Source organism: Streptomyces sp. NPDC053432, assembly GCF_055585365.1.
The window spans coordinates 83,143-95,210 of the sequence record NZ_JBVJKF010000024.1; the positions used below are offsets into that span (position 1 = coordinate 83,143).

Sequence of the window (12,068 nt, forward strand, 5' to 3'; positions counted from 1 at the left end):
CCGGGATCTAGCGCTGCTAGCTGGTGAGGCAACGCTAGCTCTACTGTCGCTCGATTGTCTAGCGGTGCTAGGATCGAATCATGTCGGTACAGGAACGAAAGCAGCGCGAACGGGCGGACCGCGAGCGCCTCATCGTGGCCACGGCCCGCGAACTCGCCGAGCAGCAGGGCTGGGACGCGGTCACCACCCGCCGGCTGGCCGAGCGCATCGAGTACAGCCAGCCCGTCCTCTACAGCCACTTCCGCGGTAAGCGCGAGATCATCGGGGCCGTCGCCCTCGAAGGCGCCTCCGAGATGGCCTCGGCACTGCGGGCCGCGACCGCCGCGGCGGACGGCACCCGCACCCGGGTCACCGCGCTCGCCCGCACCTACCTCGACTTCGCCGAGCGCAACCCGGCGGTCTACGACGCCATGTTCCGGCTCGACGGCGGCCTGGCGTTCGCCCGCGAGGACACCCCGGAGCCGCTGAAGGACGCTTTCGCCGCCCTGCTGGAAACCCTCGCCGGGGCCGCCGGGGACGGGGTCCACCCGGGGCTGTTCACCGAGACGTTCTGGGCGGCCCTGCACGGGCTCGCCACCTTGACCCGGGCGGGGCGGCTGCCTGCGGAGCTCACCGAGCAGCGGGTGGAACTGCTGGTGGACCGGCTCGCCGTGGTCTGACGCCCCACCCGGCGGGCACGCGCCCGCCGGGGTCGGCGCGCCGAACTCGTCGGCGACGTGGCCCGGTACGAGGACAGCCGTCCGCTTTGCTGCCTGCGCGGACCGGAGGGCGTCATCGTCGGACTGGCCGAGCGGCCTCGCCGAGCATGCCGCGTGCCGTCGTTCGACCAGACGCAGCCACGCCGCCGCGAGTGCGGCCTTGCCGGCCGGCGTCGGGTGCACGCCGTCCGTGGCCCAGTGCTCGGGCCCGGTCCCCGCACCCGGCTACGATTCCTCGGCCAGGGTGTCGGCCGGGGACAGGGCCGCCCTTCTCCTGCGGTACAGGACCGCCCCGCACACCGCGAGGAGGAGTACGGCCACGGCGGACACCCCGAGGGCCGTCCGTTCGGCGAAGAGCCTTCCCAGCACTTCGAGTACGCCGAGTCCCGCGGTCGCGTAGATCAGCGCCCAGGCCGCTCCGCCCACGAACAGGGCGGGGAGGTAGCGCGGCAACGGCAGGCGCATGCTGCCCGCGATGAAGTTGGCGGCGGTCTGGAAGCCGACGGTCAGGAAGGAGACGGCCACCACCGGAGCGCCCCACCGCTGGATCGCCCGCTCGGCACGCTGGAACTTCGCCGACGAGATCCGCTCGGCGAACCTGCTGCGGCGGGCGCCTGCGCCGGCGAGCCACCCGACGGCGAACGTCCCTCCGGCCCGGAGCAGGACGATGGCGTACAGGGCTCCGGCCGTGAGCGCGATCTTATCCACGACGCCTCATCCCGGGCCCCGGGCCGGAACCCGGCCGGTCAACGTCTCCCACCTGCATCCTGCCCTACCCGTTCCGTCCTGTGGGTTGCCGCCTGCGGCACAGGAACCCCGAACCCGCACGCCTCCATGTCAGGCAAGGCAAGCCTAACCGAACGCGCATACGGGGTACAGGGCGCCCGGATGCCGGGCGGCCTCAGGCGCTCCTCCGCTCCGGCGCTCCCCCGCCCAGGAAGCCCGTTGCCCGGTGCCGCCCCCCGTGAGAGGATCAAGGTTCAACGGTCCGCCTCCCTTCGTTCACGCCTCCCAGCGCGAAACGGAAGTGTGCGGGCCTTTGCCGTGTCCACGGTTTGGAGCTGCAGGTACCGATTGATGTACACGACAGAGCCGACAGAAGCCTTCCTCGAGGATGCGGACCACGTCCTGGTCGCGCCTTCGAAGCTGCGGGACTCCGACTTGGTCAGGGATTTCTTCGGGTCCGTGATCACGCCGGAGGACCTTTCCTCCGGTTCGGCCGACCTCGCGCGGAAGACCGTCTACCTGTGCGGGGACGTCTCCGGCATCAGCAGCGGCCGACTGGACGCGGCCGCCCGCGTGTTCGTCGTCCGGGAGCTGTCACACGGTCACCACGAGCACGCCGACGGGCCCTGGACCCTCATCGACGTGGGCCGGGTCCCCCTCCGCGTCCAGGGCGTCGGCGTGTACTACCCCCGCTTCTTCGGGCCCGGCACCGATCACTTCCAACGGATCAGCACGGAGCACGCGTTCCAGTCCCTGACGGAGTCCACCAAGCCGGGAACAGCCCACCGCAGCGGGATCTACCTGACGCCCGTGACGCGGAACGGCGACGAACTGCATTTCCGCCTGCTCCGCTGCTCCACGAACCTGTCGGGGCCCACGGAGGGCTTCGGCCCGACCGACACGCACATCGTCGAGGCCCTGAACAGCGAGGCCGCCGCCGTCTTCCGGAACCAGGCGCCGCTGAATCACGTCCTCGCCCAGATCTACCACAACACCGCCGCGACGGCCGGGCGCAAGCAGTCCAAGGCCAAGATCTCGTCCCATGCCGACAAGACCAAGGACATGCCCGTCAACGGCGTCATGGCCTTCTGCACCTTCTACGACCGGCTCGACATGCTGCGGCCCCTGGCCGGCGACGCCTTCGACTACGGCGTGAAGGGTGCCAGCGGACTGACCGGACTCCACTTCCGCCTCAAGGAGACGCCCGGAGAACGCGACGGGGGCACGCTCCCCGCACAGTTCACCGTGACCCTCCACCCCGGCTCCGTGTTCTTCATGCCGTTGTCCACCAACCGCCTGTACACCCACGAGATCCGGCCTTCGACCCTGGACGCCGCACTGCTCCCGACCCGCCTGGGATACGTGGTGCGCTGTTCGAGCGCCGAAGCCGTCCACAAGGACGGCCACACGTACCTCAAGGGGGACGGCGATCTGGTGAGGCTGGGGCCGCCGACGCCTGACGGGATGGACGAGCTGCGCAGGCTGTACGCCGAGGAGAACCGGACCTCGGGCTTCATCGACTACGGCGACGCGTTCCCCTTCAGCATGAACACGGGAGACTACCTTGCGCCCCGAGCCTAGGATCGCGGACGAGATCCTCTCCCGTCATCTGCCGGCCCAGGAGGGCCTCTTCGCCGAGCTGTCCGCGTCGGTCCAGTGGGAGGACGTGGGCAAGGGCCGCCGCGGCGCCGTGCTCACCAGGATCGACGAGACGGGTGGCGTGCCCCTCGTACGCACCACCAGCCGGTACGGCAGCCCCGCCCAGCGTTTCCGCGCGGTGCACGAACGGTTGGCGCGGCGGATACAGGACCGTGCGGAGCTGCCGGCCGCCTTCAACAACGCACTCGTCGAGACCTACACGGACGCCTACCGAACCATGGGCGGCCATTGCGACCAAGCCCTCGATCTGACCGACCCTTCGTTCATCGCCGTCTTCTCCTGCTACCGGAATCCCGGAGCGCGCGCGACGAGAAAGCTGGTCTTCGAACCGAAGGGGGCCGGCGGGGACGGATTCGAAATCCCCCTCGCCCACCACGGCATCGTCGTGTTCTCCGTGGCATCGAACCGGCGCCTGAAGCACAGAATCGTGCTGGACACGTCGGTTCAGGCGGAGGAGAACCCCTGGCTGGGCGTGACCTTCCGGACGTCGAAGACGCTCGTCCGGTTTCGCGACGGACAGCCGCACCTCCCTGGGGGTCCGCGTCTCACGCTGGCCGACGACGAGCAGCGCAAGGAGTTCTACCGGCTGCGGCGCCGCGAGAACGACGAAACGGACTTCGCCTATCCGCGGCTGACGTACACGGTCAGCGAGAGCGATCTGATGCCGCCCGTCTGACCGGTGCGTCCCCCGTCATCCCAGTCCGCCGTACGCGGCCATGATGATCTCCATCCCGCGGTTGTCCTCCTGCCGGCCCCGGTCGATCATCCGGTTCATGACGTAAGCCACCGTCATGCGGGGGCCGGGGTCGCTCGCGACGAGCGAACCGCCCCAGCCGCCCCAGCCGAAGGTGTTGCCGAACCTGCCGAAGCCCGCCGTCCAGGACATCGGTGTCCCCAGGACGCGGTCCTCACCGCGGAACACTTCCCGCCAGGCGGGTTCGCACCCCTGGGGGGACAGCAGCCGCACGCCGCCGGCCGTTCCCCCGTTGGCCAGTACCGACTGGACGAGGGCGACGGAACGGGCGTTGCCGAAGCCGTTCACCGCGGGGATCTGCGCGCGCCGCCAGGCCACCGAGTTGACGTCCCGGACCCGGATCGCGGCACCGGTGGTCTCCCGGCGGACGCCGTCCGGTCCGGGCGGTGCGTCGGCTGCGTACTCGTCGGTCAGCGTCGGCGGCGCGATGAGCGGCGAGAAGCGGTGGTCGTGCTCGGCGCCGAGCCCCAGGTGGAAGTCTGCGCCGAGCGGCCCTGCCACCTCCCGCGCGAACAACTCGCCGATGCCGAGGCCGGTGACGCGGCGGACGATCTCGCCGACGAGGAACCCGAAGGTGAGCGCGTGGTAGCCGGCGGCCGTCCCGGGTTCCCATTCCGGTGCCTGCGCGGCCAGCCCGGCGGTCACGTTCTCCCAGTCGTACAGCTCCTCGACCGCCGTCAGCCCGGACAGGTGCGGCAACCCCGCCGTATGGGACAGCACGTGCCGTACCAGGACGCCCTCCTTGCCGGCCGCGGCGAACTCGGGCCAGTAGGCGGCGACCGGCGCGGACAGGTCCAGCAGGCCCCGGTCGGCGAGGACGAGCGCGCACAGGGCGGTCATGTTCTTGGTCGTCGAGTTCACGCCGGTGAGGGTGTCGCGCTCCCAGCCGACGGAGTGGTCCGCGTCGGCGTACCCGCCCCAGATGTCGACCACCGGTTCGCCGTCCAGGTACACGGCGACCGAGGCGCCGACGTCGTGCTCGGCGAGGGAGGCGGCAAGGGCCTCACGTACGGCGGCGAACCGCGGCTCGCACAGTCCTCTGATATCAGTCATGGGTGAAAGCCTCGGGTGGGCCGGGGGTCCGCCGCCCGACCGTTCCCGTACCGGTTTTGTCGGGCGGGCGAGAAGGAAGGACGACGTCGCGTGCTGGAGCGGCTCAATCAGGCGCTGGACCACCTGGAGGCCTGCCTCGAAGGCGAGGTCGACGTGGCCGAGCTGGCCCGGATCGCCGCGGTGTCGGAGTACCACTTCCGGCGGCTGTTCTCCGCGCTCGCGGGGATGCCGCTCCCCGTCTACGTGCGGCGCCGCAGGATGACGCTCGCCGGGGCCGACGTGCTGGCGGGGAAGCCCACGCTGCTCGATGTCGCGACGCGGTACGGCTACGGCTCGGGCGAGGCGTTCGCCCGAGCCTTCCGGTCGGTGCACGGTGTCGGGCCCGGCGAGGCCCGGCGCACGGGTGCGGTGCTCACGGCGCAGCCGCGCATGTCCTTCCGCGTGGTCGTCGAAGGGAGCGCGACCATGCGCTACCGGATCGTGGAGAAGGAGGCGTTCCGGTTCCTCGGCAGGAGGGCCCGGGTCCCGCTCGTGCAAGAGGGCCTCAACGCGGCCGCAGCGGCGCACGTCCAGAGCCTGGACGAGCGGACGGTCGCACGGATGAAGCGGATCGAGGAGCTGTCAGGCCGAGAGCCGGAGGGGATCCTGTCGGCGGCGGTGTACCTGACCGACAGCCGGGAGGAAGGCGCCGAGGCGGACTACTGGGTCGGCGTGGCCGCCGGTCCCGGGACGGCCGCCGGGGAACTCGACGCCCTGGACGTGCCGGCCGGGACCTGGGCGGTCTTCGACGACCACGGCCCCTATCCGGCCGCGCTGCAGCGACTGTGGCGGGACGTGTTCGCGCAGTGGTTCCCCTCCGGCCCGTACACGAGCCGGCCGGGCCCGGAGCTCCTGCGGACCCGGCCGGTGGAACTCGGCGCGGATACCCGCTCCCAGCTGTGGATCCCGGTCGAGCGGGTCGGTTGGAGCAGGGGGGAGTGAGCACGCCCGTACTGGCGCGACCGTCCCAGCGCGGCGGGCGAGGACTGCCGGGTGGCTCGCACCCCCGTCGCCGCGATCGAAACCCCGAACGGCTGAGGAAGGCATCACATTTCAAGGGGTGAAAGTGAGACAGGGAAAAGACGTTATCCGTTCGTTACCTTAGCGGGAGTGGGGTGTAAATGTCGGTATTTTTCATGGATATCCTGGCGTGACTCCTGCACTTCACCACCCCCCGTGTGGGCCCCGCACCTATCACGATTCACCCTGCCCCCGTAACCCCTCAGGGCCATGCATTTCGCTCCAGCCCTGGGTAGCTTCGGCCTGCATGACCGCTCATGCAGAACTGGCCCATTACAGGAAGACCCTCCCACCGACCCCGCCCGCCACGCCCACTCCCGCCACCCGCATCGACCGCCCTCGCCCGGGTGACGGCCCGCCGCTGTGGCGCCTGGCGCGCGACTCCGGGGTCCTGGATCTCAACTCCTCCTACAGCTACCTCCTCTGGTGCCGTGACTTCGCCGGCACGTCGGCCGTCGCCCGTGACCGGTCCGGGCGCGCCGTCGGATTCGTCAGCGGATACATGCGGCCCGAGAGCCCCGGGACGCTGTTCATCTGGCAGATCGCCGTCGACGAATCCGTCCGCGGTCTGGGCGTCGCCGGGGCGCTGCTCGACGGACTCTCCGCCCGCGTGGCGGCGGAACACGAACACGGGCTGAGGTCCTTGGAGACCACCATCTCGCCCGGGAACCTCGCCTCGGAGCGGCTCTTCGACGCGTACGCCACACGCCACCACGCCGCGGTCACGCGCGAGGTGCTGTTCACCGCCGAGGAGTTCCCGGACGGCGGGCACGCCCCGGAGGTCCTGCACCGCATCGGGCCGCTCCACTTCTGACCCGGCCCCGTCCCGCCCCACACCCCCCACACCCCCCGCACCCACTGGAGAACTGTCTTGACCATCACCGAGCCGGTCACGTCCGTCTTCGAGACCGTCGAGTCCGAGGTCCGCAGCTACTGCCGGGCCTGGCCCGTCGTCTTCGAGCGCGCCTCGGGAAGCCGGCTGTACGACGAACAGGGCCGCGGCTACCTGGACTTCTTCGCCGGCGCCGGATCCTTGAACTACGGCCACAACAACCCCGTCCTCAAGCGGGCCCTGCTGGACTACCTGGAGCGCGACGGCATCACGCACGCGCTCGACATGTCGACGACCGCCAAGCGGGCGTTCCTGGAGACCTTCCGGTCCCACGTCCTGGAACCCCGCGCCCTGCCCTACAAGGTGATGTTCCCCGGCCCGACCGGTACCAACGCCGTCGAGGCGGCGCTGAAGCTGGCCCGCAAGGTCAAGGGCCGCGAGGCGGTCGTGTCCTTCACCAACGCCTTCCACGGCATGTCGCTCGGTTCCCTGGCCGTCACGGGCAACGCCTTCAAACGGGCCGGTGCCGGCATACCCCTGGTCCACGGCACCCCGATGCCCTTCGACAACTACCTCGGCGGCAGGACGCCCGACTTCCTCTGGTTCGAGCGGCTGCTGGAGGACCAGGGCTCCGGGCTCAACCATCCGGCGGCGGTCATCGTCGAGACGATCCAGGGCGAGGGCGGGATCAACGTGGCCCGCGCGGAATGGCTGCGCGCCCTCGCGGACCTGTGCCGGCGCCGCGACATGCTGCTGATCGTCGACGACATCCAGATGGGCTGCGGCCGCACGGGCGAGTTCTTCTCCTTCGAGGAAGCGGGCATCACGCCCGACATCGTCACCCTGTCCAAGTCCATCAGCGGCTACGGACTGCCCATGTCCCTGTGCCTGTTCAAGCCCGAACTGGACCTGTGGGAGCCCGGCGAGCACAACGGCACCTTCCGCGGCAACAACCCGGCCTTCGTCACCGCGACCGCGGCCCTGGAGACGTACTGGAGCGACGGCGTCCTGCGCGAGCGGACCCTCATCCTCGGCAGGCGCGTCGAGAGCGAGCTGCGCGAGCTGTGCGCCGAACACGCCGGGTCGGGCGCGGCGTACCGGGGCCGTGGACTGGTCTGGGGCATCGAGTTCGCCGACAGGGCGCGCGCCGCGGAGGTGTGCCGCAGGGCCTTCGAGCAGGGGCTCCTCCTGGAGACCTCGGGCCCGGAGGGCGAGGTCGTGAAGCTGCTCCCGCCGCTCACCGTCAGCGGCGACGAGCTCGAGGAGGGCCTCGCCGTCCTGGCCCGGTCCGTCCGTGCCACCGCCTGACCAGCACCCCGCCAGACATCACGAAGGGCACCACCATGATCGTCCGATCGTTCCGGGACATCGAGGGAACCGACCGCCACGTCAGGGCGGCATCCGGCACCTGGGAGAGCAAGCGCATCGTCCTGGCCAGGGAACGCGTCGGGTTCTCCCTGCACGAGACCGTCCTGTACGCCGGCACGGAGACGTCCATGTGGTACGCGAACCACGTGGAGGCCGTGGTCTGCACGGAGGGCGAGGCCGAGCTCACGGACGAGGAGACGGGCCGGACCTACACGATCACGCCGGGGACCATGTACCTCCTCGACGGCCACGAGCGGCACACCCTGCGCGTGCGGCGGGACTTCCGCTGCCTGTGCGTCTTCAACCCTCCCGTGACCGGCCGCGAGGACCATGACGAGAACGGCGTGTACCCCCTGCTCACCGAGCCCGACCACAGCCGCTGACGTACGCACACGCCCTGAGAGGAGAGGCAGGCACCACCATGACCCGCACATCCATCCGCACGGTGAACGACCTCTATCCCACCCGCGGCGCCCAGGAGGTGCTGACGGGCCGGTCGGACCCCGTCGTCTGGTCCGAGCCCGGCACGCCCGGCCCGATGTGGGCCCACGAACTGGAGAGTTACGAGCGCGACGGGTTCCTGTCCGTCGACGAGCTCGTCACGCCCGACGAGGTGGAGGTCTACCGGACCGAGATGGACCGGCTGCTGCGCGACCCCTCGACGCTGGCCGACGACCGGTCGATCGTGGAGCCGAAGTCCCGGGAGGTGCGCTCCGTCTTCGAAGTCCACCGGATCAGCAAGGTGTTCGCCGCCCTCGCCGCCGATCCGCGGGTGGTGGGGCGCGCCCGGCAGATCCTGGGCTCGGAGGTGTACGTGCACCAGTCCCGGATCAACGTGAAGCCCGGCTTCGGCGCCAGCGGCTTCTACTGGCACTCCGATTTCGAGACGTGGCACGCCGAGGACGGCCTGCCGAACATGCGCACCGTGTCGGTGTCCATCGCCCTGACACCGAACCACGCCACCAACGGCGGCTTGATGATCATGCCCGGCTCCCACCGGACCTTCCTGGGCTGTGCCGGTGCGACGCCGAAGGACAACTACAAGAAGTCCCTCCAGATGCAGGACGCCGGCACCCCGTCGGACGAGGCCCTGACCAAGTTCGCCTCGGCCTGCGGCATCAGGCTCTTCACCGGCAGGGCGGGCTCGGCCACCTGGTTCGACTGCAACGCGATGCACGGCTCGGGCGACAACATCACGCCGTACCCGCGCAGCAACGTGTTCCTCGTCTTCAACAGCGTCGAGAACCGGCCGGTGAAGCCCTTCGCCGCTCCGGTGCGCCGTCCCGGATACATCGCCTCGCGGGACTTCACTCCCCTGAGCTGACCGGCTGGCCGGCTGACCGGCCGGGGCGGTCGACGGGGCGCCGCGGGCGGGAGCTGTTCAGGGGGCCGGCTGATCCGTAGGATTCCGGGCGGGCGGGGCCGTAGCGCAGAGGTCGTCGCGCGCGGTCTCCAAAACCGTGAGGACGCCGGTTCGAATCCGGCCGGTCCTGCCCGTCTCCGCCCACCCGGCCCGGCGATCCTCCCGATCAGCCCTTTCCGGAGCAGCCGGGAGGGCTCCTCGTCGCCGGGCCGCCCGGTCGTCGGCGCGCCCGCACGAGCCACCGCCGCCGAGTCGAAAGCAGACTGCCGTGACACGACTTCCCCCGGACCCGACGGTGCTCCACCCGTTTCCCGGCCAGCCGCGCGTGGTGCTGCTGAAGCCGCTGGTGACGTCGCCCTTGATCGACGTCGGCGAGTACTCGTACTACGACGACCCGACGGATCCCACGGGGTTCGAAACGCGCAACGTGCTCTACCACTACGGGCCGGAGAAGCTGGTCATCGGCAAGTTCTGCGCGTTGGGCACCGGTGTGCGGTTCATCATGAACGGCGCCAACCACCGCATGGACGGGCCCTCCACCTTCCCCTTTCCCATCATGGGCGGCGCCTGGGCCGAGCACTTCGACCTGATCACCGGGCTGCCGGGCCGGGGTGACACCGTCGTCGGTCACGACGTCTGGTTCGGCTACCGGAGCACGGTGATGCCCGGAGTCCGCATCGGCAACGGCGCGGTCATCGCTTCGGGCTCGGTCGTCGTCGACGACGTCCCCGACTACGCGATCGTCGGCGGCAACCCGGCCAGGGTCCTGCGTACGCGCCATCCCGGAGGCGACGTCGCCCGCCTGCTCGGCATCGCCTGGTGGGACTGGCCCGTCGAGCACCTCACGCGGCACATCCGGGTCGTCATGTCCGGCACCGTCGACGAACTCGAAGCGGTGGCGCCCCGGAGCTGAGCCTCGGCGCCCCGGTCAGCGTGCGGCGGCGTCGGTGAGGACCGCCCGGAGGCGCGCCCCGCATTCGGCGACGAACGCGGGGAGCGTGCGCCAGTAGTAGGGGATCCCGCTGACGGCCACCGCGATGGCCCAGGCGCGGGCGCGGGTCCAGGTCCGGTCGTCGAGGTTCAGGGCGTCCCAGTAGGCCTGTCGAGCCGGTGCCGGCAGGTCCCACAGGGTGGAGTGCTCTGCGTCGGGGAAGCCGATCGAGAGTCCGCCGAAGTCGATGACCGCGTGGAGCCTGCCGTCGCGGACCAGCAGGTTGGTCGGCTTGAGGTCCCCGTGGAGCCAGACGTGGGGGCCGGAGGGCTCGGGCAGTGCCAGCGCGGCTCGCCACAGCCGTTCCAGCGTGTCGATGTCGAGCTCGGAGCCCACGAGGGGCCGGCACGCGTCGAAGCACCTGCTGACCCACTCGTCGCACGGCTCCAGAGTGCCTCCGCGGTACCAGCTGAGGCCGTCCGCGCGAGTCGCTCCCATGAGGTCGATGCCGTGGAGCTCGCCGACGACCTCCGCCAGGTCGGCCCCGAAGGCGGCCCAGTCCCGGACGCTGTGCGGGCCGGCCTCGTCACCGTCGATCCAGCGGTAGACCGACCAGGCGAGCGGGAAGGCGCCGGTGGGCGTCCCCGTGTGGACGGGCCGAGGAATCGGACAGGGCAGGAGCGGTGCCAGGCGGGGCAGCCACTCCTGCTCCTTCCTCACCGCCTGTGCGGTGCCCGCGGTCCGCGGGAGTCGCACGAGAAGGTCGTCGCCCAGTCGGTACATGGTGTTGTCGGTGCCCGCGCCCGCGGGCGTCAGCGGCCGGTCGGCCCACTCCGGGCGCTGCGCCTCCAGCAGCGACCGGACCAGCCTCTCGTCGACCGGGATCTCGTCCTCGTGAAGCGTCACGACGCAAGTCTCGCCGCTGCGGGGAAGGGGAGGCCAGCGACTTTTCGGCGGTCGTGATCAGCGTTGCCGGGCCGGCGGCTGGGACGAAAGGCGGGCGCGGGAGGGACTCCACCCTCCGCGCCGGGACCAGTCGTCGTAGGCTCCGCCGATGCACCGTGTACTCGTGGTCGGCATCAGCGGAGCCGGCAAGTCGACCCTGGCCCGGGAGCTGGAACGGCGGCTCGGGCTTCCCCACCACGAAGTGGACGCGCTCCACTTCTCCGGACCGCGGTGGGCCGTCAGCCCTTCGTACGCCGCGGACGTCACCGCGATCGCGGCGGGCGAGCGGTGGGTCCTGGACTCCCACGGGCCCGAAGCCGCGCGCGACCTCCTGTGGCGGCGGGCCGACACGGTGGTGTGGCTGGACCACCCGCGCCGTGTCGTCATGCGCCGGGTCCTTCTGCGCTCACTGAGGCGGAGCCTGACCCGGGAACGGCTCTTCGGCGGCAACCGGGAGCGGTGGCGGGAGTGGCTGCGCGCCGATCACCCGGTGTGGTGGGCCTGGTCGAGGTACGCGTCCCGGCGCACGGAGATCGGCCGGCTCGCCGGCGACACGCGGTACGCCCCGCTGCAGGTGGTACGCCTGCGCTCGCCGCGGGCCGCCGACGCCTGGCTGCGGGCCCAGCGCCCGGCCGGGCCGCGGCTGCCGACGTAGTCGCGGCCGCCGCGACGTGCACCGC

Annotated in this window: 13 protein-coding genes, 1 tRNA gene and 1 pseudogene; 12 read left to right on the forward strand and 3 right to left on the reverse strand. The window is 71.0% G+C overall.

Going from position 1 to position 12,068, the window contains the following annotated elements; all coding sequences use genetic code 11:
- Positions 1-80 precede the first annotated feature (80 nt).
- On the forward strand, positions 81-659 hold the full coding sequence (locus ACZ6Y1_RS31070; protein WP_469637442.1) for a TetR/AcrR family transcriptional regulator: 579 nt from the start codon (positions 81-83) through the stop codon (positions 657-659).
- A 27-nt stretch (positions 660-686) separates the two neighbouring features.
- A pseudogene (locus ACZ6Y1_RS31075) lies at positions 687-794 on the forward strand (VOC family protein); the annotation flags it as partial.
- A gap of 129 nt (positions 795-923) precedes the next feature.
- Here the strand turns inward: ACZ6Y1_RS31075 and ACZ6Y1_RS31080 are convergent.
- On the reverse strand, positions 924-1,406 hold the full coding sequence (locus ACZ6Y1_RS31080) for a DedA family protein (RefSeq protein ID WP_469637446.1): 483 nt from the start codon (positions 1,404-1,406) through the stop codon (positions 924-926).
- Positions 1,407-1,775: 369 nt separating this feature from the next.
- Between ACZ6Y1_RS31080 and ACZ6Y1_RS31085 the strand changes: the two genes are divergently transcribed.
- Both ACZ6Y1_RS31085 and ACZ6Y1_RS31090 read left to right on the forward strand, forming a co-directional pair.
- Positions 1,776-3,005: a hypothetical protein gene (locus tag ACZ6Y1_RS31085; protein ID WP_469637449.1), complete on the forward strand. Its 1,230-nt coding sequence runs from the start codon at positions 1,776-1,778 to the stop codon at positions 3,003-3,005.
- A complete protein-coding gene (locus ACZ6Y1_RS31090; RefSeq protein ID WP_469637452.1) occupies positions 2,989-3,759 on the forward strand; it encodes a hypothetical protein in 771 nt (256 codons plus the stop codon). The genes ACZ6Y1_RS31085 and ACZ6Y1_RS31090 overlap by 17 nt, the downstream gene beginning before the upstream one ends.
- A 15-nt stretch (positions 3,760-3,774) precedes the next feature.
- Here the strand turns inward: ACZ6Y1_RS31090 and ACZ6Y1_RS31095 are convergent, their stop codons facing one another.
- On the reverse strand, positions 3,775-4,890 hold the full coding sequence (locus tag ACZ6Y1_RS31095) for a serine hydrolase domain-containing protein (protein WP_469637455.1): 1,116 nt from the start codon (positions 4,888-4,890) through the stop codon (positions 3,775-3,777).
- Between the two features lie 90 nt (positions 4,891-4,980).
- Between ACZ6Y1_RS31095 and ACZ6Y1_RS31100 the strand changes: the two genes are divergently transcribed.
- From ACZ6Y1_RS31100 to ACZ6Y1_RS31130, 7 genes are all read left to right on the forward strand, one after another.
- On the forward strand, positions 4,981-5,871 hold the full coding sequence (locus tag ACZ6Y1_RS31100; protein WP_469637460.1) for an AraC family transcriptional regulator: 891 nt from the start codon (positions 4,981-4,983) through the stop codon (positions 5,869-5,871).
- A 325-nt stretch (positions 5,872-6,196) separates the two neighbouring features.
- On the forward strand, positions 6,197-6,763 hold the full coding sequence (gene ectA / locus ACZ6Y1_RS31105; protein WP_469637463.1) for a diaminobutyrate acetyltransferase: 567 nt from the start codon (positions 6,197-6,199) through the stop codon (positions 6,761-6,763).
- A 57-nt stretch (positions 6,764-6,820) separates the two neighbouring features.
- Entirely contained in the window at positions 6,821-8,089 is a 1,269-nt protein-coding gene (ectB, locus tag ACZ6Y1_RS31110) for a diaminobutyrate--2-oxoglutarate transaminase (protein ID WP_469637466.1), read from the forward strand.
- A gap of 35 nt (positions 8,090-8,124) precedes the next feature.
- The gene (locus ACZ6Y1_RS31115) at positions 8,125-8,532 is read left to right on the forward strand and encodes an ectoine synthase (protein ID WP_469637470.1); all 408 of its coding nucleotides are present in this window, start codon (positions 8,125-8,127) and stop codon (positions 8,530-8,532) included.
- A gap of 38 nt (positions 8,533-8,570) precedes the next feature.
- Positions 8,571-9,473 carry an ectoine hydroxylase gene (gene thpD, locus ACZ6Y1_RS31120; protein ID WP_469637473.1) on the forward strand — a complete coding sequence of 301 codons (903 nt, stop codon included), beginning with the start codon at positions 8,571-8,573 and terminating at the stop codon, positions 9,471-9,473.
- Between the two features lie 94 nt (positions 9,474-9,567).
- Positions 9,568-9,642: transfer RNA gene (locus tag ACZ6Y1_RS31125), tRNA-Trp, on the forward strand.
- 138 nt (positions 9,643-9,780) lie between these two features.
- Positions 9,781-10,425, forward strand: a complete 645-nt coding sequence (locus tag ACZ6Y1_RS31130) for a CatB-related O-acetyltransferase (protein WP_469637476.1) — start codon at positions 9,781-9,783, stop codon at positions 10,423-10,425.
- Between the two features lie 15 nt (positions 10,426-10,440).
- Here ACZ6Y1_RS31130 and ACZ6Y1_RS31135 read toward each other — a convergent pair whose 3' ends face one another.
- Entirely contained in the window at positions 10,441-11,349 is a 909-nt protein-coding gene (locus ACZ6Y1_RS31135) for an aminoglycoside phosphotransferase family protein (protein WP_469637479.1), read from the reverse strand.
- 148 nt (positions 11,350-11,497) lie between these two features.
- Between ACZ6Y1_RS31135 and ACZ6Y1_RS31140 the strand changes: the two genes are divergently transcribed.
- Positions 11,498-12,043 (forward strand): P-loop NTPase family protein, encoded by a 546-nt coding sequence (locus tag ACZ6Y1_RS31140; RefSeq protein WP_469637482.1) that lies wholly within the window; start codon positions 11,498-11,500, stop codon positions 12,041-12,043.
- Positions 12,044-12,068: the final 25 nt, after the last annotated feature.